Consider the following 26,559-nt stretch of genomic DNA (forward strand, 5'->3'; position numbering starts at 1 on the left):
CACGGGCTCCTCACTCGGCATCGGGCTTGGCCACGGGCAGGTCGATGCCCGGGAAGATCTTGATCACCGCCGAGTCGTCCTCGCGGCCAAAACCGGCGCTGGAGGCCTGCATGAACATCTGGTGCGCGGTGGCCGACAGCGGCAGCGGGAATTTGCTGGCCCGGGCGGTATCCAGCACCAGCCCCAGGTCCTTGACGAAAATGTCCACCGCGGACAGCGGTGTGTAGTCGGCCTTGAGGATATGCGGAACGCGGTTCTCGAACATCCAGGAGTTGCCCGCGCTGTGGGTGATCACCTCATACAGGGCATCGGCGTCCACCCCTTCGCGCAGTCCCAGGGCCATGGCTTCGGCAGAGGCGGCAATGTGCACCCCGGCCAGCAACTGGTTGATGATCTTGACCTTGGAGCCCAGGCCATGGGCATCCCCCAGGCGATAGACCTTGCCGGCCATGCCCCCCAGAATCGCCTCGGCCCTGGCGTAAGCGGTGGCCGGGCCGGAGGTCATCATGGTCATCTCGCCGGCGGCAGCCTTGGCCGCGCCCCCGGAGATCGGTGCATCCAGGTAGAGCAGGCCCAGGGCCTCCAGGCGCTGGCCCAGGTCCACGGCGTAGGTCGGGGCCACGGTGGCGCAGCCGATCACCAGGCTGCCGGGACGCAGTGCCGCTGCCGCCCCGCCCTCACCGAACAGCACACTTTCGGTCTGCTCGGCATTGACCACCACGGTGACAATCACATCGCATTCGCCGGCCAGTTGCGCCGCCGAGGCGCAAGCCACGCCGCCTTCGCTGGCGAACTGCTCGGTGACCGCAGCACGGACGTCACAGGCATGCACCTTGAAACCGCTGCGCAGCAACGACCGGGCGATGCCCAGGCCCATGGCGCCAAGACCGATGACACCGACATTGTTGTTATTCATGGGGGACTCCAGAAATAGACCAGGACTGTGCCGCGCCAGACAGGCGCCGGGCAAGAACCGGGCAGGACAGGGAAATCCGGATTGCAGGTCCGGCAAATGCAACACAGGCAGCAACAGGCGCAGCGCCAGACGGCAAGCCCGGAAGGTGCATGGCACCGTGGGCAGGTGCCGAGAGAGGCAGGAGCGAATCGATCATCATGGCCATCCTGTTGCTGTTGTTATCAGGTTGAGCTTTGGCTGTGAACGATCATCCACCAATGAACGGATTATGTGAAGAAGTTTTTCAATCTAACATTTTTTAACATCACCTTGAGCGCCCGGCCCCGGCCAGCCACTGGTCGGAAGCCGACGGCCGGTGCCCCGTGGGCTGCTACAACCCTTCACAGCCCTGATCTGGATCAGCATGGCCCGGGGTGACCTGGCCGAGGCTGAATGAACGAGGGCTGCTGACTGGCGGTAGCACCCTTCATCGCAACCCCGTTGACGCTCCCCCTGGCGGAGAGCTCAATGGCCTGTCTGGTTATGCTTGGATAAGGATGATTCAACATGGCAAAGATTGAGGTTTTATCAGGTGATTTCCTGCAAGGCGCCGGCGAGTACCGGCACGGCACCTTCAGGCTCAAGACGGTATTCAACAGCAACGGCGTCGAGGTCAAGGCATCGGCCTTCAAGACGCTGGAGATCGCCAGCGAAAGCCCCATCACCAACAAGGACGCCCTGGGCTACGGCATTGCCGGCGCCATGCTGTTGGGCCCGGTGGGCGCCCTGGCCGGGTACCTGATGGCGGGTACGGAAAACGAAGTGACCTTCATCGGCACCCTCAAGGATGGCCGGCAGTTGATGGCGGCCACCGATAGCGCGACCTACAAGGATATCTCCCAGCACTTGCTGCACTGATAATCCTCGTCGCTATATTCAGTGCTCATGACATCCCCATCTGTCGTGGGCACTTTCTTTATCTGAAACTTATATATATCCGCCTCTCGTATCAGCTAATTCCCACCCTTAGCTGAACCTCACCTGAAACTTCGTAACTGACCAATGATTCAGGGCAATTTAACCTTGACTCCAGCACCCCTCCTGAGTAAATTGCGCGGGCCGGTAATTACGGCCCTTTGTTTAACTCACTAAAGAAGCCAATGGACACAGTATCTAGACGCTGTCTGGTCACTGCCGCTGCGCAGAGCCAGGCACTTAACCCTGAAAATGACGGGACTCGACTCCGCGGTCGGGTAAGCTGCGCTAGGGCTTGACGCTCCAACGTAACTTGCCTCCCCCGGAACCAGTCCGGTCGCGAGGCAAATGTTATGCACTTCACTTCCTCTGTAATGCCAGGCGTTCGCGCCTTCGCCGCCACCATGCGGGTCAAGCTGTGCCGTGAGCCCAAGGTTCTGGCGCGCTCGCCGTTTTCTCGTGCCGCCCCCACCCCCTCGACCGCCCTGCGAGCCAATTGGCGCGTCTGCCCGATGACCGGGCAGTTGCAGCAACGCTGGAGCTTCGACGATAGCCAGGACCCACAGAGTCGGGGCGCTGCCCTGCTCCTGCAGCAGGCCGGACTGATCTTCGGCCTGTACCTCGGGGCACGCAGCTCAGCCTGAACCAGCGGTAACTTTCCGTTGTTTGCAAACGAACTTTAAAAGTTTAAGTTCGGCGGCGTGCTAGTGCCTATCAGTTAATAAAGTTACTGGAGAAAGTTATGGAAGAGGCCAGTAGTAGGTTCGCTGCCCATACAACTTCATTGTTTGAGCAGCGAACGTTAAAACCTGAAAAACGCCAAGATCAAAATCGATCGCTAACCTGCGGCTCGACATGTTTTCGCTCGCCTTTAATTAGTTGAGTGTTGCTGTGTCGTGCCGCAAGCAGGCGGCAGGAGCACAGACCATGACTGTAAAAACCCCAACTTCCCGCAACACCAGCGCCACCAGTGACAGCAACAAGCTGTCGATGCGTGCCGCCCGCGAAGCCCAGAACGGCCTGGCCGTCACCCTGGCCAACGTCAACTCCACCACCGCCGGCCTCACTGAACTGGATGCCGAGGGCCGCCTGCAACGGGACGGCCACAACGAGGTCGCCCACGACCGTCCGCCACACGCTCTGGTGCAGTTGCTCCAGGCTTTCAACAACCCTTTCATCTATGTGCTGATGACCCTGACCGGTATCAGTTTCTTCACCGACTTCTGGCTGCCGCTGCAGGCCGGCGAAGAAACCGATCTCACCGGGGTCATCATCGTCCTGGTGATGGTGCTGGCCAGCGGCCTGATGCGTTTCTGGCAGGAACACCGCTCGGCCAAGGCCGCCGAAGCGCTCAAGGCCATGGTACGGACCACCGCCGCCGTACTGCGCCGCGAGCAGATGGGCATGCAGGCCCGGGTGCGTGAAGTGCCGATGCGCGATTTGGTGGTGGGCGACATCATCCAGCTGTCCGCCGGTGACATGATCCCTGCCGATATCCGCCTGATCGAATCCCGCGACCTGTTCATCAGCCAGGCGGTGCTCACCGGCGAAGCCTTGCCGGTTGAAAAGTACGACACCCTGGGCGCCGTCCAGGAAAAGTCCGCCACCGCCCAGGCCGCCGATCAGCAAGACCTGCTGGACCTGCCGAACATCTGCTTCATGGGCACCAACGTGGTCAGCGGCACGGCCACCGCCGTGGTCGTGGCCACCGGCTCGCGCACCTACTTCGGTTCCCTGGCCCGCTCCATCGTCGGCTCCCGCACCCAGACCGCCTTCGACCGCGGGGTCAACAGCGTCAGCTGGCTGCTGATCCGCTTCATGCTGGTGATGGTGCCCATCGTTCTGCTGATCAACGGATTCGCCAAGGGCGACTGGGCCGAAGCCTTCATGTTCGCCCTGGCAGTGGCCGTCGGCCTGACCCCGGAAATGCTGCCGATGATCGTCAGCGCCAACCTGGCCAAGGGCGCCTCGGCCATGGCCAAGCGCAAGGTGGTGGTCAAGCGCCTCAACGCGATCCAGAACTTCGGTGCCATGGACGTGCTCTGCACCGACAAGACCGGCACCCTGACCCAGGACCGGATCATCCTCGAACATCACGTCGACATCAGCGGCAGCCGCTGCGATGAAGTGCTGCAACTGGCCTGGCTCAACAGCTACCACCAGAGCGGCATGAAGAACCTGATGGACCGCGCAGTGGTCAGCTTCGCCGAGGAGAACCCGCACTTCACCCCTCCTGCCGCCTGGCGCAAGGTGGATGAGCTACCGTTCGACTTCGTCCGGCGGCGCCTGTCGGTCATCCTCGCCGATGCCCGCGGCCACCACCTGCTGGTGTGCAAGGGCGCGGTGGAAGAAATGCTGGAAACCGCCACTCGGGTCCGCAAGAACGGTGTCACCCATACCATCGACGCTGCCCTGCGTGCCGAGTTGCTGCAACTGGCCGAAGACTACAACCGCGACGGTTTCCGCGTGCTGCTGGTGGGCACCCGTGACATCGCCCGGGACCAGATCAAGAACCAGTACAGCGCCAGCGACGAACGCGAGCTGGTGATCGAAGGCTTCCTGACCTTCCTCGATCCGCCGAAGGAAACCGCCGGCCCGGCGATTGCCGCCCTGCGCGACAACGGGGTCACCGTGAAGGTACTGACCGGTGACAACGCCATCGTCACCGCGAAGATCTGCCGCGAGGTCGGCCTGGAGGTCGGCGAGCCGCTGCTGGGTCGTGACATCGAGCGCATGGACGACGAAGTGCTGGGGCGCCTGGTGGAAGAGCGCACGGTATTTGCCAAGCTCACCCCGCTGCAGAAGTCCCGGGTGCTCAAGGCATTGCAGGCCAACGGCCACACCGTGGGCTTTCTCGGCGACGGCATCAACGACGCTCCGGCGCTGCGCGATGCCGATGTCGGCATCTCGGTGGACAGCGGCACCGACATTGCCAAGGAATCGGCGGACATCATCCTCCTGGAAAAGAGCCTGATGGTGCTGGAGGAAGGGGTGATCAAGGGTCGCGAGACCTTCGGCAACATCATGAAGTACCTGAACATGACCGCCAGCTCCAACTTCGGCAACGTGTTCTCGGTGCTGGTGGCCAGTGCCTTCATTCCGTTCCTGCCGATGCTGGCGATCCACCTGCTGCTGCAGAACCTGATGTACGACTTCTCCCAGCTGGCCCTGCCGTGGGACAAGATGGACAAGGAATACCTGAGCAAGCCACGCAAGTGGGACGCCAAGAACATCGGGCGCTTCATGCTGTGGATCGGGCCGACCTCGTCGATCTTCGACATCACCACCTTTGCCCTGATGTGGTACGTGTTTGCCGCCAACAGCGTGGAAATGGCCGCCCTGTTCCAGTCCGGCTGGTTCATCGAAGGCCTGCTCTCCCAGACCCTGGTGGTGCACATGCTGCGCACCCGCAAGATCCCGTTCATCCAGAGCACCGCGGCACTGCCGGTCATGCTCGCCACGGGCCTGGTGATGGCACTGGGTATCTATGTGCCCTTCTCGCCTCTGGGCAGCATGGTCGGCCTGGTGCCGCTGCCATGGGAATACTTCCCTTGGCTGGTGGGTACCCTGCTCAGCTACTGCGTGGTCGCCCAGACCATGAAGACCCTGTACATCCGCCGCTTCAAGCAGTGGTTCTAAGGGCCTGAGCCCGGTGCGACCGCCCCAGGGCGGTCGCACCAGATACAGCAAACCAACGATGCCACCGTCGGCGCGGCCAGCGCCCTGTCGACGGCGACGCTGTTCGCCCGAAAGGAGCATCGCCATGTTTTTCAAACCTTTTTCGCTGTTGCAACGCGGCCTGAAGGCCTTGCTGGTCTGCGGCCTGTGCGCCTGCGCCAGGCTGCTCGCCCGCCTGAGCATCCGCCTCTATGTGCGGGGCCTGCTGAGCGCCGTTGAAATGCGTTTCCTGCTGGGGTTCAGCGCCGCCATCACCCGCGCCTCGCTGCGCCTGGCGATTGCCTGAAACCTGTCACAGTCCCGGGAGAATACTCATGTCGGGCACTACTCTTCTGATCAACCTGGCCGGCGCCATCGCGCTGTTGCTGTGGGGCTCGCAGATGATCTGCGGCTCACTCCTGCGGGGCTTCGGCAGCCCGCTGCGGCACTGGCTCGGGCAACACCTGAACAACCGCTGGCTGGCGCTGCTGTGCGGCGTCGGCATCACCGGCGTGGTGCAAAGCAGCACTGCGGTGAGCCTGATGGCCAGCTCCTTCACCGCCGCCGGCACCCTGGGCCTGGCCCCGGCGCTGGCGGTGATGCTGGGGGCCAATATCGGCTCGACCCTGGTGGTCCAGCTGCTCAGCCTCGACCTCTCGCTGGCGGCACCCGTGGCATTGCTGGCGGGCTTCCTGTGCTTTCGCCTGCGGGACGATTCGCGCTTTGAAAGCATCGGCTGCGCACTGATCGGCCTGGGCCTGATGCTGCTGGCCCTGGGCATGCTCGGCGCGACCCTGGGGGCGGTGGAAGGTACCCCAGTGTTCCAGCTGGTGATGACCAGCCTCGACGGCGACCTGCTGCTGGCCCTGCTGGTGGCGCTGCTGCTGACCTGGATGTGCCACTCCAGCGTTGCCGTGGTGCTGCTGATTGCCTCGCTGGCCGGCACTGGGCTGCTGTCGCCGGCCACCAGCATGGCCCTGGTGCTGGGGTCAACCTCGGCAGCACCCTGCCCTCGCTGCTCAGCGCCAGCGGCAACGTGGCCCGGCGCCTGCCCCTGGGCAACCTGCTGGTGCGCCTGTCGGGAGCGGCGCTGCTGATGCCCTGGATCGCCACCCTGGGCCAGTGGCACGTCATCGAGCAACTGCCTCCGGCACTGCTGGTGGTGGCCCTGCACACCGCCTTCAGCCTGGTGCTGGCGCTGCTGTTCATCGGTTTCACCGGGCCAATGGCCAAGCTGCTGACCCGGCTGCTGCCGGCCCCGGCCGCGGTGACCGACCCGGGCATGCCGCTGTACCTGGACGAAGCCGGCCTGGAAGTGGCCAATATCGGCCTGTCCAACGCCGCCCGCGAAGCCTTGCGCATGGCCGACATGCTCTCGGGCATGCTCGACCGGGTGCTGCAGCTGTTTCGCACCGCCAACCAGGCCAATGCCGATCAGGTTCGCCATATCGATCAGTCCCTGGACCTGCTCAGCGCGGCGATCCGCGCCTACCTGGCGGATATCGGCAAGGAAGGCATCAGCGACCAGGATGCCGACCGCTCCCAGGAAATCCTGCTGCTGGTGATCAACCTGGAACATGCCGGGGACATTCTCGCCACCAGCCTGGCGCACCTGGCCGCGCGGCGCTTGCGCCGTGGCGAGCCGTTTTCCGAGTTCGAGCTGAGCACCCTGTACCCGCTGCACCAGGAACTGCTGGACAGCCTGAGCCTGGCCATCACCGTGTTCCTGCGCGAAGACCTGCCCACCGCCCACCAACTGGTGGCGCGCAAGGAAAACGTGCGGCGCCTGGAAGCCGCCGCCAGCCGCGAGCACTTTCGCAAGTTGCGCGAAGACCGTGGCGCCTGGGCCGAATCCGGGGACATTTTCCAGCGCTTGCTGCGCGACTACCGGCGGGTTCACCACCACATCGCCGCCCTGGCCTACCCGGCCCTGGAGCGCGCCGGTGAACGGGACATCGAGCACGCTTACCTCAACGAACCGCTGCCCGGCGAGACCAGCATCAGCCCGGTAAAGGAGAACAGCCCATGCGCGTCCTGATCTGCGCCGGCCGCTACTACGCCGACGACCGCCGGTGCCGCCAGGTCCTCGACGCCTTTCAGCGCCTGCATGAAACCCGCGTGGTGATTCATGGCGGCAGCCAGTTCCTCGGCGCCCATATCGAGGACTGGGCCCGGGACATCGGCGCCGACATCGTCCGCTACCCGCCCAACTGGCAACGCCATGGCAAGCACGCCGAACGCCTGCGCAACGCCTTCATGCTGGCCGACAGCCGCCCCGACATCGTCCTCGCCCTGCCCGGTGGGGAAGACACCGAAGAACTGCTGGCCCAGGCCCGGGCCCGGCAGATCCAGGTTCTGTCGATGGCCGACCAGTAAGCCTCCCAAGCCGCCACCCTCTGCACCGGCCCGCACGCCAGATGCACCGGTGCCCCAACCCAGAACGAGATCCGCCATGTCCAAGCACACCCCACATCGCCCCTCGCGTTCCAGCGCCTTTGGCCACCCTCTGCCTGCCGCGAAAAGCCGCATGCTCAAGCGCAACCTGCTGTTCCTCGCCCTCACCGCCAGCGCGACCGCCACCCTGGCCCTGTGCTCCAAGGCTCAGGCCGCCGGCGGCGCCTACGTGGTGGACGACGGCGCCATCAACGCTCCCGGGGAATGCAATGTCGATGTCTGGTACCAGAGCACCCGCCACCAGGGCTCCAGCCACACCAGCGTGGTGGCCCCGGCCTGCACCTTCAGCCAACTGCCCTGGGTGCAACTGGGGGCCGCGATGCAGCGCCAGCAGGCCGACGGCCAGGGCGAGACCCAGCTCAGCCCCCAGGTCAAGCTGGCCCTGCTGGACCGTGAAGACCTGGGCCTGCAACTGGCCCTGGCCGGCTCCGCCCACTGGGCCCTGAACCGCAGCCACAGCTTCGACGGTGGCGACCTCGCCCTGCCACTGACCTTCAGCCCTGTTGCCAGCCTGCGCCTGAACCTGAATGCCGGCTGGGCCCACGCCTATGACGACGGCGACCAGAGCCACCGCTGGGCCTGGGGCAGCGGGCTGGAGTACGACCTGGCCCAGAGCCTGACCCTGATTGCCGAGCGCTACGGCCAACGCGGCGGCGAACAGGGCTGGCAGGCCGGCCCGCGCCTGCATCTGGGCCAGCACCTGGACCTGGACCTGATCGTTGGCCAGCACCTGACCGAAGACCGCGATCGCTGGCTGACCACCGGCGCGACCCTGCGCTTCTAACCCCCGAAAGCGCCCCACCTCTGTAGGAGCTGGCTTGCCAACGAAAGCGTCGGCAAGGGCGATGGAAGACTCAAGGGCCTCTTCGCCGGCAAGCCGGCTCCTACGCAAGGTACGCTCGGCGTTGCGTTGCACCGTAGGAGCTGGCTTGCCAGCGAAGGCGTCGGCAAGGGCGATGCAGGGCTCTGGGACCTCTTCGCCGGCAAGCCGGCTCCTACAGGGCCAGGAGTTGCGCGGTGCACTGGGCGATGCGGCGGCAGGCTTCGGCCAGCCGTTCGCGGTCCAGCACCAGGGCAATGCGGATGTGCCCGACCACGCTGGGGCCGAAGGCTTCGCCCGCCAGCACCGAAACCCCATAACCCTCCAGCAGTCGCTCGGCGAACGCCTGGGCGCCCAGCCCGGTGCGGCGTACGTCGACCATGACGAACATGCCGCCATCGGGCAGCACTGGCCGCAAGCCCGGGCACTGCCCGAGCAGCGTGCACACCAGGTCGCGGCGCTGGCGGTACTCGTCGCGCATCCGTGGCAGTTCCGGCAGTTCGCGGGTCAGCACCACCACTGCCGCATTCTGGATGAAGTCCGGCAGGCCATAGAGCATGCACAGGGCCAGATTGCTCAGGTGCCCGACCAGCACCGGCGGAGCGATCACCCAGCCCACCCGCCAGCCGCTCATGGCATGGGACTTGGACAGGCTGTTGATGGTGGCGGTGCGCCCACCCATTCGCGGCAGACCGCCCGGGCTCAGGTGCTGGCCTTCGTACAGCAGGTCGCCGTAGACCTCGTCGGAAACCAGCCACAGGTCATGCTCCATGCACAGCCGCGCCAGGACCTGCCAGTCATCAAGGGACAGGCTGGCCCCGGAGGGGTTGTTGGGGCTGTTGATGAGCATGGCCCGGGTCCGCGGGCTGATGCGCGCCGCCACTTCCTGCGGGTCCAGACGAAAGCCCTGCTCGGCCCGTACCGGCACCGGCACCACGGTGGCGCCACAGGCACCGAACACCCCTTCGTAGGTGACGTACATGGGCTCGGCCACCAGCACCTCGTCCCCCGGGTCGAGCAGGCACTGGGCCACGGAGAACACCGCACACTGCGCCCCCGGCAGCACCACCACGTGCTCGGCATCGACGATCTGCCCGGTGCGCTGGTGGTGGCAACGGGCGATGCAACTGCGCAACGCCAGATTGCCGCGCACGTCCGAATAGTGGGTGTCACCGGCCAGCAGGCTGTCGATGGCCGCCTGGACCACCGGCCGGGGGGTGTCGAAATCCGGATCGCCGATGGTCAGCAACAGCACATCGCGCCCCTGCTCGCGCAAGGCCAAAGCTCGGTAATGGATATCCCAGGCGGCGGAACCTTCTCCGGCAATCCGTTGGGTCAGGGCTGAATAGCGCATCGCTTTCTCCATGAAAGATGCTTCAGCCAGAACCCTAGGTGCTGGCGCGGCACTCGTCGAGCGAGCGCCAGCGCCGTTGGACGCTTAGATCACAAAACGCGCCACCAGAGCGTTCAGGTCCACCGCCAGGCGCGACAACTCATGGCTGGCGGCGCTGGTCTGGTTGGCCCCGGCCGCCGACTGGGTGGCCAGGTCGCGGATGTTCACCAGGTTGCGGTCCACCTCGCGGGACACCTGCGCCTGCTCTTCCGAGGCGCTGGCGATCACCAGGTTGCGCTCGTTGATCTGGTTGATGGATTCGGCAATCTGCTCCAGGGCCACGCCCGCGGCACGGGCCAGTTCCAGGGTGCTCTGGGTACGCTGGTTGCTCTGCTGCATCGACTCCACCGCGTCGCCCGTGCCGTTCTGGATGCCGGCCACCATCTTCTCGATTTCCTGGGTCGACTGGGCGGTCCGATGGGCCAGGGCCCGCACCTCGTCGGCCACCACCGCAAAGCCGCGCCCGGCCTCACCAGCACGAGCCGCCTCGATGGCCGCGTTGAGGGCCAGCAGGTTGGTCTGCTCGGCGATGGCGCGGATCACGTCCAGCACCTTGCCGATATCCCGGCCCTGGGTCGCCAGGCCTTCGATCATCACCGAGGTGCTCTGCACATCGTGGGTCATGGTCTGGATCGCGTCCACGGTTTCCACCACCCGGTCGCGACCTTCGCGAGCGGCCTGGGTCGACTGCCGGGAAGCCTCGGAAGTGGACACCGCGTTGCGCGCCACCTCCTCCACCGCGGCGGTCATTTCGTTGACCGCGGTGGCCGCCTGTTCGATCTCGTTGTTCTGCTGCTGCAAGCCGCGGGAAGCCTCTTCAGTGACCGCGCTGAGTTCTTCCGAGGCCGAGGCCAGCTGGGTCGCCGAGCCGGCGATCTGCTCGATGGTGCGGCGCAGGCTGGCCTGCATCTCGGCCAGGGCCTGCAGCAGCCGCGCCGGCTCGTCCTTGCCATCGACCTCGATGGCCTGGCGCAGGTTGCCGCCGGCGATCACCTGAGCGGCATTCAGGGCCCTGTTCAGGGGGGTGACGATGCTGCGGGTGAGCAACAGCGCCAGAACAATGGTCAGCAGCGCGGCAAGCACAGCCACCGCCACAATCCCGGCGATGGCGCTGCTGTAGTGCTCGCCGGCAGCCTTGGAAGCGCTCGTGGCATCAGCAGCGTTGATCGCGATCAGTTGGTTCAACTGCTCGCCCATCTGGTCTGTGCCTTCCTTGATCCGCGAATTGATCAGGCTGCGCATTTCATCCAGCTTGTTCTGGCGCGACAGTTCGAGCATCTCGTTCTGCGCCTGCAGGTAGTTGTCCAGGGTCGTAGCGAAGGTCTTGTACAACGCAGCCTCCTGCGGCCCCGCCGGCAAGGCCGCATAGCTGGCCTGGGCCTTTCTGGCGTTGTCCACCAGCACGCCGATGCGCGTCTGGGCTTCTGCCAGGCCTGCCGGCTCGCGGTTCACCAGCACACGGAAGGAAAGAATCCGCAGGCGCAGCACGTTCTCGGTGAGGTTGCCGAGAAAGCCGACACTGGGCAGCTGGTTGCTTTCCATGTCCATCGAGGCTTCGCGGATCACCGCCATGCGATTGACCGCAAACACCCCCAGCACCACGACCAGCAAGGCAATGAAGGCAAAACCGAGGAAAGCACGAGGGGCGATATTCAGGTTACGCAAGGACATAGGACGACTCTCGAGGGAGAACGGGCGACGGGCATCCATGCCGTTGAGCCGTCGGCGCATCAGGGGCTGTGCCGACGTGGGGCGCCGCGCTGTTGGAAGTCCGCGGGCCTGTCAGAGATATCGGCCGAACTTGAGCTTTCATATGGCTGATTGTTAAAAATATTTCTGAATGTGACCGGTGTATCACTGCTGATACAACACAACGCGAAGTGAATCGATAAAGCGCTCCAGCATCGTCCTCAGCCACCGTTTTCGACCCTCGCTCCGGCCACCCGCCTCCCTATGAAAAGTGCAATTCATTCGCCGGAAAAGCCATTTAGTCCATTCCCGCGGCTGCCCATCATGGCCCCAGTCAATAAAAACAACGCTGAGACTGGATATGAAACCTGAAGACTTTCGTGCCGCAACCGACCGCCCGCTGACCGGTGCCGAATACCTGGCCAGCCTGCGCGACGACCGTGAAATCTACATCTATGGCGACCGGGTCAAGGACGTCACCACCCACCCGGCCTTCCGCAACTCCGCGGCCTCCATGGCCCGCCTGTACGACGCCCTGCACGACCCGGCCACCAAGGAGCAACTGTGCTGGGACACCGACACCGGCAACGGCGGCTACACCCACAAGTTCTTCCGTTCGGCGAAAAGCCCCGATGAACTGCGCCAGCAGCGCGACGCCATCGCCGACTGGTCGCGCCTGACCTATGGCTGGATGGGCCGCAGCCCCGACTACAAGGCCGCCTTCGGCAGCGCCCTGGGGGCCAACCCGGAGTTCTACGGGCGCTTCGCAGACAACGCCCGCACCTGGTACAAGCGCATCCAGGAAGCCTGCCTCTACCTCAACCACGCCATCGTCAACCCACCCATCGACCGCGACAAACCGGTGGATCAGGTCAAGGACGTGTTCATCTCGGTGGACGAGGAAGTCGAGGGCGGGATCATCGTCAGCGGCGCCAAGGTGGTGGCCACCAACTCGGCCCTGACCCACTACAACTTCGTCGGCCAGGGCTCGGCCCAGTTGCTGGGGGACAACACCGATTTCGCCCTGATGTTCATCGCGCCGATGAACACCCGGGGCATGAAGCTGATCTGCCGCCCTTCCTATGAACTGCAGGCCGGCATGACCGGCTCGCCCTTCGACTACCCGCTGTCCAGCCGCTTCGACGAGAACGACGCGATCCTGATCATGGACAAGGTGTTCATCCCCTGGGAAAACGTGCTGATCTACCGCGATTTCGAGCGCTGCCGCCAATGGTTCCCCCAGGGCGGGTTCGGCCGCCTGTTCCCGATGCAGGGCTGCACCCGGCTGGCGGTCAAGCTGGATTTCATCACTGGCCTGCTGGTCAAGGCCCTGCAATGCACCGGTTCCCTGGAGTTTCGCGGGGTCCAGGCGCAGGTTGGCGAAGTGGTGGCCTGGCGCAACCTGTTCTGGTCCCTGACCGACGCCATGCATGGCAACGCCAGTGAATGGATGAACGGTGTCTACTTGCCCAGCACCCAGGCGCTGCAGGCTTACCGGGTGCTGGCGCCCCAGGCCTACACCGACATCAAGAAGATCATCGAGCAGGTGGTGGCCAGCGGCCTGATCTACCTGCCCTCCGGCTCCCGCGACCTCAAGGACCCGGTGCTCAACCAGTACCTCGGCACCTACTGCCGGGGCTCCGGGGGCATGGGCCACGAGGAGCGGATCAAGATCCTCAAGCTTCTGTGGGACGCCATCGGCACCGAATTCGGCGGCCGCCACGAGTTGTACGAGATCAACTACGCCGGCAGCCAGGACGAGATCCGCATGCAGTGCCTGCGCCACGCCCAGGCCAGCGGCTCAATGAAAGCCATGACCGACCTGGTGGACAAGTGCCTGGGGGACTACGACCTCGACGGCTGGACCGTGCCGCACCTGAGCAACCCGGATGACATCAACATGCTGGACCGCATCCGCCAATAGCCCACGCCACATGCAGGAGCGGGCTTGTGCAGGCGCTGGCTTGCCAGCGAAAACGCCCGCCAGAACGCCACAAGGCCCAGGCCCCTTCGTCGGCAAGCCGGCTCCTGCAGCGCAATGCCCTGCGTCCACGAGGAATTCGTCATGTCTGTACTCGATCCCAAGCAACTCGCCTTTCGCAACGCCATGGCGCACATGACCGCAGCGGTCAACGTCATCACCAGCAACGGCCCCGCCGGCCGCTGCGGTATCACCGCCACAGCGGTCTGCTCGGTCACCGACAGCCCGCCAACACTGATGGTCTGCGTCAACCGCAACAGCGCCCTGAACCCAGTGTTTAAGGGCAACGGGCGGTTGTGCGTCAACGTCCTCAGCGGCGAACACGAAGAAGTGGCCCGGCACTTTGCCGGCATGACCGGCGTGGCCATGGACCAGCGCTTCGGCCTGCACCCCTGGCGCGACGGCCTGCAGGCCCTGCCGGTGCTGGAGGGCGCCCTGGCCAGCCTGCAGGGGCGCATCACCGAGGTCCAGGAAATCGGCACACACTCGGTAATGCTGGTGGAACTGGATGAAATCGGCGTGCTGGAGCACGGCGACTCACTGGTGTACTTCAGCCGTTGCTTCCATCGCCTGGCCCACCCTTGCCGGGCGGCCTGAACCCTTCCCTCCTGGCCGTCACTTCCCGCGCCTGGATGCCCGCCGGCATCCGGGCCAAGGGCCACCTCCTGCATCTGTAGGATGGCGCGGCTCTTCCAAGCCATCGATACTCGAACCAGGCCCTGCCCACGTCCCCTGACGTACCGGTCCCAAACCCCTTCCGTGACGAAAACAATAACAACGTCGCACAGAGGTACAGACCCATGAACCACCCCGAGCGTGCCCCGGCCAGCCTGTTGCAGGCCTTTAGCGAACTGACCCTTGAACTGCAGCAACTGGCGCAGAACAGGGACATCGAAAACCTGCACCAGCATGCACTGGCGCGCATCAGCAGGCTCCTGCCCTTCGACAGCGCCTGGTGGGGCCGTGCCGCACTGGTGGATGGCCTGCCGGATGAACACAGCTGCTACCTGTACCGCCTGCCACCGAGCTACCTGCCGGACTGGCAATCGATCCGCCACATCGATGTCACGGTGAGCCGGGTCCATGAGGTGCCGGGCCGGGCGGTGATCGTCGACATGGCCGATCCGGACAACGGCCCCGGCCTCAACTGGCTGGGCCGCCAGTACAACATCGGCGAACTGCTGTGCGTGGTGCACATCGACCCCCACACCCACCTGAACAATCACCTGGCGCTGTACCGCGCCCCGGGAGCGCCGCGCTTCAACCAGGGCGACTGCCACCTGCTGAACAACCTGATGCTGCACCTGGTGGCCGCAGTGTCGGCCAACCAGATCCGCACCCTGGTGGCCATGCGCGAGAAACTCACCGGCCCGCGCAACCTGGCCCTGGCCGTGTGCGACCAGCGCGGCGTGCTGCAATGCGCCGAACGCGGCTTCGTCGACCTGCTGCTGCATGAATGGCCGCAGTGGAGCGGCCCGCAACTGCCCATGGCGCTGGACCCCGTCGGCTTCGAAGGCAAGTCCCTGCAGGTGGAATCCTCAGCGGTAGGCGACCTCTGCCTCCTGGCGGCCCGCAGCCGCAACCTGCTGCCCCGGCTCAGCCCACGGGAAAATGCCGTCGCCCAGTGCTTCGGCGAAGGCAAGACCTACAAGGAAGTGGCCCGGGACCTGGGCATGTCGCCCAACACCGTGCGCCATCACATTCGGGCCATCTACAGCAAGCTCGGGGTCAAGGACAAGGCCCGCATCGCCCAGTTGCTGCATGCCCCTCCCGGCTGATTCCGCCCCCTGACCACCCTTGATCAGTGCCGTCGAATGTGACGGCCACGGGCAGCCTTTGCCCTTTTTCCAGCCCCTGCCGTGTGCCGGCGAGCCGTTCGCCGAACAACAACTCCAACAAGAGACGCACCGCCCATGACCACGCCCGTGCCCCGCATCACCCTGGCCCTGACGGCTACCCTGGCCAGCCTTTCACTGAACGCCGCCGACCTCAATGCCCGGGACTTCTTCGCCGCCCCAGCGGGCACCAGCCTGGGCGTGCTGTACCTGCCCGCCACCCGCGCCGGTGATTTCCACGGCCCGGCCGACAGCACGGGCAAGGCCGAGCTGCGAGTCAATGCCATGGCCTACCGCCAAGTGTTCTTCAGCGACCTGTGCGGCACCCTCTGTACCCCGCAGTTCATCGTGCCCTTCGCCGATATCGACGCGCGCCTGCCCGGCGCCGAACGCCACACCGGCGAAAGCGGCGTTGGCGACCCCCAGGTGGGCGGCACGCTGTTCTTCATCAACCAGCCGCAAACCCGCACCTACAGCGGCCTGCTGACCCTGATCACGCTGCCCGTGGGCGAGTACCACGGGCGCAACCCCGACGTCTCCCCCGGGGCCAACCGCTGGGGCGCGACCTTTGTCTACAACTACACCCAGGGCCTGGGGGAAAAGTGGGTGCTGGAGGCCAACCTGGAAGCCCAGCTCTATGGCACCAACGACGACTACTTCGGCAGCGACCTCAAGCAGGACCCGCTCTACCGCCTGCAGGCCTTCGCCTCTTACGACTTCACCCCCGCCACCTATGGTGCCCTGCGCCTGATCCACGCCGATGGCGGCGAACTGCGGATCAACGACCGGCGCATCGACGACACCCACAAGCGCTACACCCAGGTCGGGTTCGAGCTCGGCCACTGGCTGGACAAGCAGAACCAGCTGATGTTCGGCCTGTCGCAGAACGTCGCCACCCAGAACGGCTTTGCCGGCACCGACGCCCTGCTGCGCCTGGTCCATGTGTTCTGACCCCCTTGCCTTAGGAGCCTGTCCATGAACACCCAGAACCCCGCCTTGAGCCAGAATCCGCCGATCACCCGCCAGCCCCTCGGGCTCCAGGCGGCCATCGTGCTGTTCGCCGCCATCACCCCCGCGGTGCTGCTGACGGCCCCGGCCATTGCCGCACAACTGGCCAGCCAGTGGCAACTGAGCCCCTCCCAGATCGGCGACCTGTTTTCCGCCGAGCTGGGGGCCATGAGCCTGGCCACGCTGCCCGCCATCTGGTGGCTGAAACACATCGACTGGCGCCGCGCGGCGCTGTGCAGCGCCCTGCTGTTCATCCTCGCCAACCTGCTGTCGATGCTCGCCAATGACTATTCGCTGCTGCTGATCGCACGCTCGTGCAGTGCCCTGGCCGGCGGCTCGCTGATGATCATCTGCCTGGCCAGCGCCGCCGCCAGCCCCAACCCCAGTCGCGCCTACGGCTTCTGGGTGATGGGCCAGCTGGTGCTGGGGGCCATCGGCCTGAGCCTGCTGCCCATGCTCTTCGAGCGCTTCGGCCTGGGTGCCTGCTACCTGATCATGGCGCTGCTGATGCTGCTGTGCCTGCCCCTGGCTCGCAGCTTTCCAGCGGGCGCGGCGAAGGCCGCCAGCCATGAAGCCAAGGCCCCGCCGGTTTCCAGGGCCAAGGCCACCCTGGGGATTCTCGGCATCCTGACCTTCTACATCAGCCTCAGCGGGGTCTGGACCTTCATCGGCACCATCGGTGGCCAGTCCGGCCTTTCGGCACAGACCAGCGGCGACGTGCTGGCCATCGCCACCCTGATGGGCATTGCCGGCGCCCTGTGCGCCACCCTGTTCGGCGATCGCCTGCCCCGTAGCGCCCTGCTCCTGCTGGGCTACGGCCTGATGGCCGGCTCGGTGCTGCTGCTTCTGGGCCAGCCGCAACTGGCGCGCTTTGCCCTGGCGGCGCTGGTGTTCAAGTTCACCTGGACCTTCATCCTGCCGCTGATCCTCGCGCGCATGGCCGAAATGGACCGCAGCGGCCGCCTGATGAACGCCTCCAACCTGGTGATCAGCGCCGGCCTGGCCATAGGCCCGACCATCGCCGGGCGGCTGATCGAAGGCAGCGGCGGCTTCCGCGGGCTGCTGCTGGCGGGCGCCGCAATCACCCTGCTGTCCATGGCCCTGGTACTCAGTTGCCGGCCTGCACGCTAACGCTCTCGGTGCCCTGATGCCCCTGGCACCGAGGGCCTGGGCCAGCCGCTGTCGCGTTGTAAATTCCACCCTGAAAAATGGATATCACCATGACCTGTAAAAGCGCGTTTTTCTTCGACGAACTCAGCCTGTGGCACAGCGGCGGCCCCCACGTCCTGACCCTGCCGGTGGGGGGCTGGGTACAGCCGCCAGCCGCCGCCGGGCACGCCGAATCACCGGAAACCAAACGCCGTTTGAAAAGCCTGATGGATGTCTCCGGCCTGACCCGACAGTTGCACCTGCGCAGCGCCGCAGCGGCCACCGAAGACGACATGCTGCGGGTCCACAGTGCTGCCTACCTGCAGCGTTTCAAGGCCTTGAGCGACGCCGGTGGCGGTCACCTCGGCGACGAGGCGCCGGTGGGCCCGGGCAGCTATGAAATCGCCCAGCTGTCCGCCGGGCTGGCCATGGCCGCCGTGGACGCCGTGCTCAGCGGCGAAGCCGATAACGCCTATTCCCTGTCCCGTCCACCGGGACACCACTGCACCCGCGACCAGGCCATGGGCTTCTGTTTCCTGGCCAACATCGCCATCGCCATCGAGGCCGCCAAGGCCCGTCATGGACTGGGCAAGGTAGCGGTCATCGACTGGGACGTGCACCACGGCAACGGCACCCAGTCGATCTTCGAGGAGCGGGCCGACGTGCTGACCCTGTCCCTGCACCAGGACGGTTGCTTCCCTCCGGGCTATGGCGGTGAACAGGACCGCGGGCGCGGCGCCGGCCTGGGCTGCAACATCAATATCCCGCTGCTGCCGGGCAGTGGCCACGACGCCTACCTGTACGCCATGCAGCGCATCGTGATACCGGCCCTGGAGCGCTTCGAGCCGGAACTGATCATTGTCGCCTGTGGCTATGACGCCAACGCCGTGGACCCCCTGGCGCGGATGCTGCTGCACAGTGACTCGTTCCGCGAGATGACCCAGTGCCTGAAGGATGCTGCCGAGCGCCTGTGCCGAGGGCGCCTAGTGCTGGTGCATGAAGGCGGCTACTCCGAGGCCTACGTACCGTTTTGCGGGCTGGCCACCCTGGAGGCGCTGTCGGGTATCCGCACCGCCGTCGCCGACCCGATGCTGGAGTTCGTACGCCTGCAACAGCCCAAGGAGCCATTCGTGACCTTTCAACGCCAGTTGCTCGACCTTCAAGCCCAAGCCATGGAGGCTGCCGGGCGCTGACCCCCGCTCTGGTGCCGGAACGAGCAAGCCCCGCCACCCGAGCGGCGGCATCCACCAACGGCGTTCCCCGGAGCCCGGGCTCCAGCCAGCGGAACGCCGCTCTGCCCAACCGGCCATCCTTCCCCCGCTCCCCTGGGCTACTTGCTGCAACAGTGTGGCCCGGGTGGGTCAGTTGCCTTGCTCCAGGCCCCGGAGATTGTCGCCACAGGCGTGACCGACGCTTTCGGCTGCCGGGCTTGCCAGGGTTGCGGCTAACCCCAGGGCGCGTGCCTCACTGGGAGTTTGCTGGAAGCGGCTCTTGAAGGCCCGGGCAAAATGCGCCTGGCTGGCAAAGCCGTGCCGGTAGGCGATCTCGCTGATATCCAGGCCCGCTCCCTGGCTGCTGCACAGCAATTGACGGGCCTGTTGCAGGCGTTTTTCCAGGATGAAGCGGCTGGGTAGCGTTTCTTCCAGGGCGAACAGCCGGGCCAGGTGCCGGGTGGAAATGCCGGTCTGGGCCGCCACCCGCTCGCAGCTCAGGGTCGGGTCGGCCAGCTGTTCATGGATGCATTGCTTGGCCGCCAGCAGGTAGGAGGCGCTCAGGGCGTTGATTGGCCGTTCCCCCACCTGCCCGGCAATGATGCTGGCCAGAAGCTCGAAGGCCTGCTCCTGATAAGCCTCGGCCTCGGCGCACAGGGGTTGCTGGAAAAAGCCCCGGGTACGTTCGCCCAGGGTGCGCAGCAACAGGCGCTGGACCCCGCTTTCGACGCTGATCCGCAAAGGCCGGTCGAAGCGTTTCAGGCAGCGCTCGGCGAACTGCTGCTGGGGAATGTCGAAGATGAACTGGCGCATGGCCCCGGAAAAGCCGAACAGATAGGGCTTATCGGTGCGGTAGACCACCAGCTCCCCCGGCTCCAGCACCTGGCAGGCGCCATCCTGGTAGAAGAACGAACCGCTGCCGGTGACCAGGGACACGAAGATCGACTCCTTGGGCACGCCGCGGATCATCGAGGTGTCGCGCTCCACCACGTGTTCGTTGCCGACGATGCGGGCCAGGCGCATGGCGCTCAATTGCAGGTTGTCCTGGCTGGCGGCGAAACCGCCCTCGGCGTAGGAGTTGCACTTGAGCCCCACCAGGGTGCTGGCGTTGTAGTCCTCCCAGAAGGCCAGGCGTTGGTCCAGGTCGACGGCCTGGGTGCTGGCATGCCGGGTTTCGAGCAAGGCGCATGGAGACATTGTTGTTCTTCTCATGGCGGCGGGATGTTCCCCGGACGGCAAGGCAGTGTCCGGACACCTGGGGCCGCAGGCACTGCGGGCTGCGGCCATTCATTAACATCTGAACTATATAGCCTGTCAACTTGAAACGCAGTGGGGCCCGGTCGCTTTGAGTGCGTCATCGGCTCTCTATCGGCCGTAGGAAAAAAGCCGTCCGAAACAGACAAACAACCAGTCCGATCCGTGCAAACCCTTGCCCCGCTCCCGACCTAAAGTCTGCGCCGTACCCCCATGGCCGCCCTGCCCGGCTGCCCAGGCTCCTCCCATAACAACAACCGAGGCCCAGCATGCCCGAAGCCGCCCACCGTGAATTCTGGAAAGACCTGCAACCGATCGCCAACTGCTTCAAGCCCGACGCCAAGCCGGAGGTCTACCTGCCCGACGCCGCCAGCGACGACCTGAGCCTGTACGTGCCCTTCACCGAGACCGTGTCCTCACGGCCACTGTGGATCTCCCCCAGCGAAAACCGCTGGTGCGACATTCTCCTGGCCCGCAGCGCCGGGCTGGTGAACCGCCACTACCACCCCCACGAAGTCTTCGCCTACACCCTGTCCGGCAAATGGGGCTACCTGGAGCACGAGTGGACCGCCACCGCCGGGGACTTCGTCTACGAGACCCCGGGCGAAGGCCACACCCTGGTGGCCTATGAGCATGAGCAGCCGATGCGGGTGTTCTTCATCGTCAAGGGCCCGCTGATCTGGCTCGACGAACAGGGCGAGCCCGACGGCTACTTCGACGTGCACTCCTACATCGCCATGTGCCGCGCCCACTACGAAAAGATCGGCCTGGGCGCCGCCCATATCGACACCCTGTTCCGCTGACCGGCGCTGCCCACGCCTCCTTCGGAGAACCACCATGGCTTATAAAAACAACAAGGCCGGTTACGAGAACACCTTGCTGGGGGTGCTGTTCCTGACCTTCGGTTTCGTCTTTTTCGATCGTCTGGCGCTGTCCTTCCTGTTCCCCTTCATGGCTGACGAGTTGCAACTGAGCAACAGCCACCTGGGCATGCTGTCGTCGATCCTGGCCCTGGCCTGGGCGGTGTCCGGGGCCCTGGTGGGTGCCTGGTCGGACCGCCGGGGCGTGCGCAAGCCGTTGCTGATCGTCGCGGTGATCCTGTTTTCCCTGTGCTCGGCGCTGTCCGGGCTGGTCACCGGCTTTCTCAGCCTTTTGCTGTTCCGCGCCATCATGGGGCTGGCCGAGGGGCCGATCCTGCCGCTCTCCCAATCGCTGATGGTGGAAGCCTCCTCGCCCCATCGCCGGGGCCTGAACATGGGCCTGCTGCAAGGGTCGGCGGCGGGCCTGTTGGGCGCGGTGATCGGCCCGCCGGTGCTGATCGCCCTGGCCGAAGCCTACGGCTGGCGCCACGCCTTCATCATTTCGCTGATTCCCGGGCTACTGATCGCCCTGCTGATCTGGCGCTACGTGCAGCCCGACCCACCGCGACACGAACCGCGAGCGCACACCCCGTCCAGCCCGGGTGGCAGCCATCGCCTGGCCCTGCTCAAGAGCCGCAACATCGTGCTCTGCACCCTCATCAGCTGCGTGTTCCTGACCTGGTTCATCATCCTGATTTCCTTCACCCCGACCTTCCTGGTCAAGGTTCGCGACTACAGCCCGGCCAGCATGGGCACGGTGATGAGCTGCCTGGGAGGCGCCTGGGTGCTCTGGGGCTTCGGCGTGCCGGCAATCTCCGACCGCCTCGGCCGGCGCCCGACCCTGGTGCTGTTCTCGCTGATTGCCGCTTGCTGTCCCATCGCCCTGCTCTACGCCTCGTCGCCCTGGATGCTCGGGGTGCTGATGCTGCTGACCTACACCGGCCTGGGCTGCTTCACCCTGTTCATGGCCACCATCCCCGCGGAAACCGTGCCCCGCGAAGTCATGGCCACGGCCCTGGGCATGATCATGGGTATCGGCGAGCTGGTGGGCGGCTTCATCGCTCCGACCATTGCCGGCTTCGCCGCCGACCGCTTCGGCCTGTCGATCGTCATGTGGATGTCCTGCGGCGGCGCATTGCTGGCCGCCGTGCTGGCCCTGTTCCTCAAGGAAACCGCCCCCGCGGTACTGGCCCGCCAACAACGCCGGCACCCCGGCCCCCACCCTGCACCCAGCCCGAGCCTGGGAGGAAACCCATGATCAAAGCACTGCAATGGCATGCCGCCCGCGACCTGCGCCTGACTCAGTTGGAACCGCGCCAGCCCGGCCCCGGCGAGGTGCTGCTGCAAGTCGCCTACTGCGGCATCTGCGGCAGCGACCTGCATGAGTACGCCGACGGCCCTCACTCCATACCTCAGCAGGTAGTTCACCCACTGTCCGGTTGCCGGGCGCCGCTGACCCTGGGCCACGAGTTCTGCGGCCAGGTAGTAGCCCTGGGCCAGGGCGTGGATGCACGGCTATTGGGCCAGCGGGTGGCGGTGGAACCCGAATACCGCTGCGGCGAGTGCTCGTACTGCCAGATGGGCCAGTACAACCTCTGTGAATCCATGGGCTTTATCGGCCTGATGGGCGACGGCGGCTTTGCCGAACAGGCGGTGGTACCGGCCTACATGCTGCACCTGCTGCCGGACAGCGTCAGCTTCAAACAGGCGGCCGTGCTGGAGCCGGCAGCGGTGGCCTACCACGCCTTGAACCAGAGCAGCCTGATGGCCGGCGACAGTTGCGCGGTGTTCGGCCTGGGGCCCATCGGCCTGCTGCTGGTGCTACTGGCACGGTTGCGAGGGGTGGAACGGATCTACGCCGTGGACCTGGACCCCGAGCGCCGGCGCCTGGCCCTGGAGTTCGGCGCCTCTGAGGCCCTGGACGGCGCCGACCCGCAACTGCAGGCACGCCTGCGGCAACTGAGCGCCGGTGGTATCGACAGCGCCTTTGAGGCCGCCGGTAGCCAGCAGACCCTGAGCCATGCCCTGCACTGCCTGCGCAAGGGCGGCGAAGCGGTGCTGGTGGGCTTGATGGGCGACGTGCAGTTCGATGCCTTCCACCTGGTGAACAACGAGTTGCGCCTGCTCGGCAGCGTCGGCTACCGCCACGTCTACCCCGAACTGATCCAGCTGCTGGCCAGCGGGCGCCTGGACCTGAGCCGGGCGGTCACCCGCTGCCTGGCCCTGGAACAGGCGGTGGAGCAAGGCTTCCAGGCGCTGTTGCAAGACAAGAGCCAGATCAAGGTGCTGGTCAACCCGACCCCGGCCCTGGCCGATGCCTGAACAAACAATGTGCAACCGACACTCAAGACAAAAACAACAAGAATCGAGTACCCGACATGAATGCAACCTATGCGCTGTGCCCGCTGCTGGCCGCCTTGCTGCTGCCCCTTGATTGCCTTGCCCAGACGCCGCCCACGCCGCGTACCGGCCCGCTGTCCGACCTGGGGGACTACCTGGCCGACCGTGGCATAACGCCCCATGTCCAGTTCCTCAGCCTGGCCATGAAGAACCTGGACACGGGCCCCCGACCCCACAGTTTCGGCAACAGCGGCGACCTGTTCGTCGGTGCCGATATCGATCTGGGGACCTTCGCCGGCCTCGACGGCGCAGCCCTGCACTTCGAGCAGACGCTGTTCATCCTCGACCACGAGACCGGCGTGCCCACCTCGCGCAACTGGCAGGGCGCCGCCGGCAGCTACTTCGGCGGCGCGCCGATCCACAACGACCTCACCAGCAACCAGTTGAGCCTGCTGACCTACCAGCAGACCTGGCTCGACGGCCGGGTCGACCTGAGCCTGGGGCGGACCAACGCCCGGCGCTACTTCTATATCTACAACTGCGAAAGCACGGTGACCTGCAACGACCCGATCATCGACTCTTCCACCGGCATCCTGCCGCCACCCTACGGCAGCTGGGGCGGCTACCTGAAATACCAGCTGACGCCCCAGTGGTACGTGCATGGCGGCGCCTTCGAGTCCAACCCGGTGGACTACCTGAAGGAGCGCAAGGGCCTGGATTTCAGTACCGACGACGCCAGCGGCACCAGCCTGCTGCTGGGCATCGGCAGCCAGAACCGCGATGCCTACAGCTCCCACTACGAGCTCAATGGCTACTACAACACCTCCAAGCAGGTGGACCCGCTGACCGGGGCCATGGACTTCGGCACCGGCGGTGCCTTCTTCAAGTTCCAGCAGGCACTGTGGCGTGCCGACGCCGGTACCGGCAGTGCGCCCCAGGCCCTGCTGCTGTTCGGTTCGCTGTCGGCGGCGGCCGATGACAAGCAGCCCTTCAGCCAGTTCGCCGAGGCCGGGCTGACCTACCTCGCGCCCTTCGACCGGCCCCAGGACAAGCTCAACCTCAAGGCCAGCTACCTGCGCCTCAACGACCACCAGCTGCGCTTCCAGCAGCAGGCCCGCATCGCCAACGGCGGCGACCCGCGCCTGGGCGAACGCAATGTCTACGCACTGGAAGCCAACGCCCATATCGCCCTGACCCGGCAACTGGCCCTGGAGCCCAGCATCCAGTACCTGGTCAACCCGGACAACTTCTACAACCCCGAAGCCCGCGAGCTGAGCGGCAACGGCTTTGTCGTCGGCCTGCAAGTGACCCTCGACGTCGGCTCGCTGCTGGGGCTCTGAGATGGATTTCTGTGACTGCCAACGAGGTACCTCCGATGAGTGAAACAACCACGCAGACCTTCGACTACATCGTGGTGGGCGCCGGTTCCGCCGGTTGCGTGCTGGCCAACCGACTGTCCGCCGATCCCAAGGTCCAGGTGTGCCTGATCGAAGCCGGGCCCAGTGACCGCACCTTGCTGCCCGCCGCCTATGTGCGTACCCCGGCGGGGATCATCCGCCTGATCGCCAACCCGCGCTGGAACTGGATGCACCAGTTCAGCCCACAGGCCAGCAGTGGCGACGTGCCGATCCCCTGCCCCCGGGGCCGGGTCTGGGGCGGCTCCAGCGCGATCAACGGCATGATCTATATCCGCGGCCATCGCCTGGACTTCGACCGCTGGGCCGCCGCCGGCAACCAGGGCTGGAGCCATGACGAACTGCTGCCCTACTTCAAGCGCTCGGAGCATTTCGAACCCGGCACCTCGCCGTGGCACGGCCAGCACGGCGAGCTCAACGTCGCCGAGCAGCGCAGCCCGAGCCCGGTCAATCAGGTGTTCTACCAGGCCGCCACCGAGCTGGGCTGGAGCTACAATCCGGACTTCAATGGCCCGGAGCAGGAAGGCTTCGGGCCCTTCCATGTCACCCAGATCAACGGCGAGCGCTGCAGCGCGGCACGGGCCTTCCTGCACCCGATCCTGCACCGGCAGAACCTGACGGTACTGAGCAGCACCCTGACCCACCGGGTGTTGCTGCAAGGCACTCGTGCCAGCGGTGTGGAAATCAGCCAGGACGGCCGGGTCTGGCAACTGCTGGCACGTCGGGAAGTGATCCTGTGCGCCGGGGCGATCAACTCGCCGCAACTGCTGTTGCTGTCCGGCATCGGCCCGGCCGAGGAGCTTGCGCGCCACGGGATCGTTTCCCGCCACCCGCTGCCAGGGGTCGGGCTCAACCTGCAGGATCACCAGGACATCGTGCTGATGTACCGCAGCGACCCCGAACTGGGCTACGGCATTTCCGCCAAGGGCCTGCTGCCCCTGGCCCGCTCACCCTGGCAGTACCTGACCCGGCGCCAGGGCCCGCTGACCTCCAATACCGTCGAGTCCGGAGCCTTCCTGCGCCTTGCGCCCGAGGACCCGGTGCCGGAACTGGGGCTGATCGTCGCCCCGGCCCTTAAGAACCAGCCCCAGCGCCTGATCCCCGTGGGCCACGGCATCAGCCTGCATGTGGCGGTGATGCACCCGCAGAGCCGAGGCCGGGTGCGCCTGAATTCCGCCGACCCGCACGACAAGCCGCTGATCGACGCCAACTTCCTCAGCCACCCCGAAGACCTGCGCAAGCTGGTGGCCGGCTTGCGCCTGGTGCGCCAGCTGGCAGCGACCCGGGCCTTCTCCCAACGCCTCAAGGGTGAGCTGGTACCCGGGCCGCAGGTGCAGAGCCAGGAGCAGATCGAGCAATGGATCCGCCAGCACCTGGGCACGGTGTTTCACCCTGTGGGCAGCTGCAAGATGGGCCACGACGAACTGGCGGTGGTGGACGACCAGTTGCGGGTCCACGGCCTCCAGGGGCTGCGGGTGGCGGACGCCTCGATCATGCCGAGCCTGATCACCGGCAACACCAATGCGGCGGCAATCATGATCGGCGAAAAGGCCGCGGACCTGGTGCTGGGCACGGCACCGGCGCAACCGAGCAACGTGCTTCAAGGCGAAGCTTGCACCTGAT

21 protein-coding genes and 1 pseudogene are annotated in these 26,559 nt (G+C 65.6%); 18 read left to right on the plus strand and 4 right to left on the minus strand.

Going from position 1 to position 26,559, the window contains the following annotated elements; all coding sequences use genetic code 11:
* Window positions 1–10: 10 nt before the first annotated feature.
* Complete coding sequence (ltnD, locus tag KI242_RS17490; protein ID WP_011061628.1) at window positions 11–916, minus strand: L-threonate dehydrogenase; 906 nt, start codon at window positions 914–916, stop codon at window positions 11–13.
* Between the two features lie 546 nt (window positions 917–1,462).
* On the opposite strand from ltnD, the gene KI242_RS17495 reads away from it, so the two are divergent.
* The 7 genes and pseudogenes from KI242_RS17495 (at window position 1,463) to KI242_RS17525 (ending at window position 8,765) form a co-directional block, all read left to right on the plus strand.
* Entirely contained in the window at window positions 1,463–1,813 is a 351-nt protein-coding gene (locus tag KI242_RS17495; protein WP_011061629.1) for a hypothetical protein, read from the plus strand.
* Between the two features lie 410 nt (window positions 1,814–2,223).
* Window positions 2,224–2,514 (plus strand): hypothetical protein, encoded by a 291-nt coding sequence (locus KI242_RS17500; protein WP_011061630.1) that lies wholly within the window; start codon window positions 2,224–2,226, stop codon window positions 2,512–2,514.
* Between the two features lie 283 nt (window positions 2,515–2,797).
* Window positions 2,798–5,509, plus strand: a complete 2,712-nt coding sequence (mgtA, locus tag KI242_RS17505; protein WP_011061631.1) for a magnesium-translocating P-type ATPase — start codon at window positions 2,798–2,800, stop codon at window positions 5,507–5,509.
* 124 nt (window positions 5,510–5,633) lie between these two features.
* A complete protein-coding gene (locus tag KI242_RS17510) occupies window positions 5,634–5,834 on the plus strand; it encodes a hypothetical protein (RefSeq protein ID WP_019095481.1) in 201 nt (66 codons plus the stop codon).
* 28 nt (window positions 5,835–5,862) lie between these two features.
* A pseudogene (locus KI242_RS17515) lies at window positions 5,863–7,565 on the plus strand (Na/Pi cotransporter family protein).
* A complete protein-coding gene (locus tag KI242_RS17520; RefSeq protein ID WP_041752297.1) occupies window positions 7,553–7,903 on the plus strand; it encodes a DUF2493 domain-containing protein in 351 nt (116 codons plus the stop codon). Before KI242_RS17515 ends, KI242_RS17520 begins: the two are co-directional and overlap by 13 nt.
* 76 nt (window positions 7,904–7,979) lie before the next feature.
* Window positions 7,980–8,765 (plus strand): hypothetical protein, encoded by a 786-nt coding sequence (locus KI242_RS17525; protein WP_053158903.1) that lies wholly within the window; start codon window positions 7,980–7,982, stop codon window positions 8,763–8,765.
* Window positions 8,766–8,976: 211 nt separating this feature from the next.
* Here the strand turns inward: KI242_RS17525 and KI242_RS17530 are convergent, their stop codons facing one another.
* Both KI242_RS17530 and KI242_RS17535 read right to left on the minus strand, forming a co-directional pair.
* On the minus strand, window positions 8,977–10,155 hold the full coding sequence (locus KI242_RS17530; RefSeq protein WP_212805388.1) for an aminotransferase class I/II-fold pyridoxal phosphate-dependent enzyme: 1,179 nt from the start codon (window positions 10,153–10,155) through the stop codon (window positions 8,977–8,979).
* A gap of 84 nt (window positions 10,156–10,239) precedes the next feature.
* Window positions 10,240–11,865 (minus strand): methyl-accepting chemotaxis protein, encoded by a 1,626-nt coding sequence (locus KI242_RS17535; RefSeq protein ID WP_183000367.1) that lies wholly within the window; start codon window positions 11,863–11,865, stop codon window positions 10,240–10,242.
* Between the two features lie 379 nt (window positions 11,866–12,244).
* Here KI242_RS17535 and hpaB point away from each other — a divergent pair, with 379 nt between their 5' ends.
* The 6 genes from hpaB to KI242_RS17565 all read left to right on the plus strand — a co-directional run bounded on the left by hpaB (window position 12,245) and on the right by KI242_RS17565 (window position 19,049).
* Window positions 12,245–13,807: a 4-hydroxyphenylacetate 3-monooxygenase, oxygenase component gene (hpaB, locus tag KI242_RS17540; RefSeq protein ID WP_015635861.1), complete on the plus strand. Its 1,563-nt coding sequence runs from the start codon at window positions 12,245–12,247 to the stop codon at window positions 13,805–13,807.
* Between the two features lie 141 nt (window positions 13,808–13,948).
* A complete protein-coding gene (gene hpaC, locus KI242_RS17545) occupies window positions 13,949–14,461 on the plus strand; it encodes a 4-hydroxyphenylacetate 3-monooxygenase, reductase component (RefSeq protein WP_011061639.1) in 513 nt (170 codons plus the stop codon).
* A gap of 203 nt (window positions 14,462–14,664) precedes the next feature.
* On the plus strand, window positions 14,665–15,642 hold the full coding sequence (locus KI242_RS17550) for a helix-turn-helix transcriptional regulator (RefSeq protein ID WP_015635862.1): 978 nt from the start codon (window positions 14,665–14,667) through the stop codon (window positions 15,640–15,642).
* A gap of 135 nt (window positions 15,643–15,777) precedes the next feature.
* The gene (locus KI242_RS17555) at window positions 15,778–16,650 is read left to right on the plus strand and encodes a transporter (RefSeq protein WP_212805389.1); all 873 of its coding nucleotides are present in this window, start codon (window positions 15,778–15,780) and stop codon (window positions 16,648–16,650) included.
* Between the two features lie 24 nt (window positions 16,651–16,674).
* Entirely contained in the window at window positions 16,675–17,838 is a 1,164-nt protein-coding gene (locus tag KI242_RS17560) for an MFS transporter (RefSeq protein ID WP_212805390.1), read from the plus strand.
* Window positions 17,839–17,927: 89 nt separating this feature from the next.
* Window positions 17,928–19,049 carry a class II histone deacetylase gene (locus tag KI242_RS17565; RefSeq protein WP_212805391.1) on the plus strand — a complete coding sequence of 374 codons (1,122 nt, stop codon included), beginning with the start codon at window positions 17,928–17,930 and terminating at the stop codon, window positions 19,047–19,049.
* Window positions 19,050–19,217: 168 nt separating this feature from the next.
* On the opposite strand, the gene KI242_RS17570 is transcribed toward KI242_RS17565, so the two are convergent.
* Complete coding sequence (locus KI242_RS17570; RefSeq protein ID WP_212805392.1) at window positions 19,218–20,264, minus strand: helix-turn-helix domain-containing protein; 1,047 nt, start codon at window positions 20,262–20,264, stop codon at window positions 19,218–19,220.
* A 326-nt stretch (window positions 20,265–20,590) separates the two neighbouring features.
* Between KI242_RS17570 and KI242_RS17575 the strand changes: the two genes are divergently transcribed.
* From KI242_RS17575 to KI242_RS17595, 5 genes are read left to right on the plus strand one after another with little or no spacing between them, the layout of a single operon-like run.
* Window positions 20,591–21,124 (plus strand): 2,4'-dihydroxyacetophenone dioxygenase family protein, encoded by a 534-nt coding sequence (locus KI242_RS17575; RefSeq protein WP_011061645.1) that lies wholly within the window; start codon window positions 20,591–20,593, stop codon window positions 21,122–21,124.
* A 34-nt stretch (window positions 21,125–21,158) separates the two neighbouring features.
* A complete protein-coding gene (locus KI242_RS17580; protein ID WP_065364199.1) occupies window positions 21,159–22,439 on the plus strand; it encodes an MFS transporter in 1,281 nt (426 codons plus the stop codon).
* Complete coding sequence (locus tag KI242_RS17585; protein WP_123473604.1) at window positions 22,439–23,503, plus strand: 2,3-butanediol dehydrogenase; 1,065 nt, start codon at window positions 22,439–22,441, stop codon at window positions 23,501–23,503. The genes KI242_RS17580 and KI242_RS17585 overlap by 1 nt, the downstream gene beginning before the upstream one ends.
* A 56-nt stretch (window positions 23,504–23,559) precedes the next feature.
* The gene (locus KI242_RS17590) at window positions 23,560–24,861 is read left to right on the plus strand and encodes a carbohydrate porin (RefSeq protein WP_053158915.1); all 1,302 of its coding nucleotides are present in this window, start codon (window positions 23,560–23,562) and stop codon (window positions 24,859–24,861) included.
* Between the two features lie 35 nt (window positions 24,862–24,896).
* Window positions 24,897–26,558: a GMC family oxidoreductase N-terminal domain-containing protein gene (locus KI242_RS17595; RefSeq protein ID WP_053151964.1), complete on the plus strand. Its 1,662-nt coding sequence runs from the start codon at window positions 24,897–24,899 to the stop codon at window positions 26,556–26,558.
* The last annotated feature ends 1 nt before the right edge of the window (window position 26,559 follow it).

The organism is Pseudomonas sp. Eqa60, assembly GCF_018326405.1.
In the GTDB taxonomy this organism is placed as follows: domain Bacteria; phylum Pseudomonadota; class Gammaproteobacteria; order Pseudomonadales; family Pseudomonadaceae; genus Aquipseudomonas; species Aquipseudomonas protegens.

Bases quoted from the DNA above. Each gene is read 5' to 3' on its own strand.
- ltnD (WP_011061628.1), bottom strand. From the start codon at position 916: ATGAATAACAACAATGTCGGTGTCATCGGTCTTGGCGCCATGGGCCTG.
- KI242_RS17495 (WP_011061629.1), top strand. From the start codon at position 1,463: ATGGCAAAGATTGAGGTTTTATCAGGTGATTTCCTGCAAGGCGCCGGC.
- KI242_RS17500 (WP_011061630.1), top strand. From the start codon at position 2,224: ATGCACTTCACTTCCTCTGTAATGCCAGGCGTTCGCGCCTTCGCCGCC.
- mgtA (WP_011061631.1), top strand. From the start codon at position 2,798: ATGACTGTAAAAACCCCAACTTCCCGCAACACCAGCGCCACCAGTGAC.
- KI242_RS17510 (WP_019095481.1), top strand. From the start codon at position 5,634: ATGTTTTTCAAACCTTTTTCGCTGTTGCAACGCGGCCTGAAGGCCTTG.
- KI242_RS17520 (WP_041752297.1), top strand. From the start codon at position 7,553: ATGCGCGTCCTGATCTGCGCCGGCCGCTACTACGCCGACGACCGCCGG.
- KI242_RS17525 (WP_053158903.1), top strand. From the start codon at position 7,980: ATGTCCAAGCACACCCCACATCGCCCCTCGCGTTCCAGCGCCTTTGGC.
- KI242_RS17530 (WP_212805388.1), bottom strand. From the start codon at position 10,155: ATGCGCTATTCAGCCCTGACCCAACGGATTGCCGGAGAAGGTTCCGCC.
- KI242_RS17535 (WP_183000367.1), bottom strand. From the start codon at position 11,865: ATGTCCTTGCGTAACCTGAATATCGCCCCTCGTGCTTTCCTCGGTTTT.
- hpaB (WP_015635861.1), top strand. From the start codon at position 12,245: ATGAAACCTGAAGACTTTCGTGCCGCAACCGACCGCCCGCTGACCGGT.
- hpaC (WP_011061639.1), top strand. From the start codon at position 13,949: ATGTCTGTACTCGATCCCAAGCAACTCGCCTTTCGCAACGCCATGGCG.
- KI242_RS17550 (WP_015635862.1), top strand. From the start codon at position 14,665: ATGAACCACCCCGAGCGTGCCCCGGCCAGCCTGTTGCAGGCCTTTAGC.
- KI242_RS17555 (WP_212805389.1), top strand. From the start codon at position 15,778: ATGACCACGCCCGTGCCCCGCATCACCCTGGCCCTGACGGCTACCCTG.
- KI242_RS17560 (WP_212805390.1), top strand. From the start codon at position 16,675: ATGAACACCCAGAACCCCGCCTTGAGCCAGAATCCGCCGATCACCCGC.
- KI242_RS17565 (WP_212805391.1), top strand. From the start codon at position 17,928: ATGACCTGTAAAAGCGCGTTTTTCTTCGACGAACTCAGCCTGTGGCAC.
- KI242_RS17570 (WP_212805392.1), bottom strand. From the start codon at position 20,264: ATGTCTCCATGCGCCTTGCTCGAAACCCGGCATGCCAGCACCCAGGCC.
- KI242_RS17575 (WP_011061645.1), top strand. From the start codon at position 20,591: ATGCCCGAAGCCGCCCACCGTGAATTCTGGAAAGACCTGCAACCGATC.
- KI242_RS17580 (WP_065364199.1), top strand. From the start codon at position 21,159: ATGGCTTATAAAAACAACAAGGCCGGTTACGAGAACACCTTGCTGGGG.
- KI242_RS17590 (WP_053158915.1), top strand. From the start codon at position 23,560: ATGAATGCAACCTATGCGCTGTGCCCGCTGCTGGCCGCCTTGCTGCTG.
- KI242_RS17595 (WP_053151964.1), top strand. From the start codon at position 24,897: ATGAGTGAAACAACCACGCAGACCTTCGACTACATCGTGGTGGGCGCC.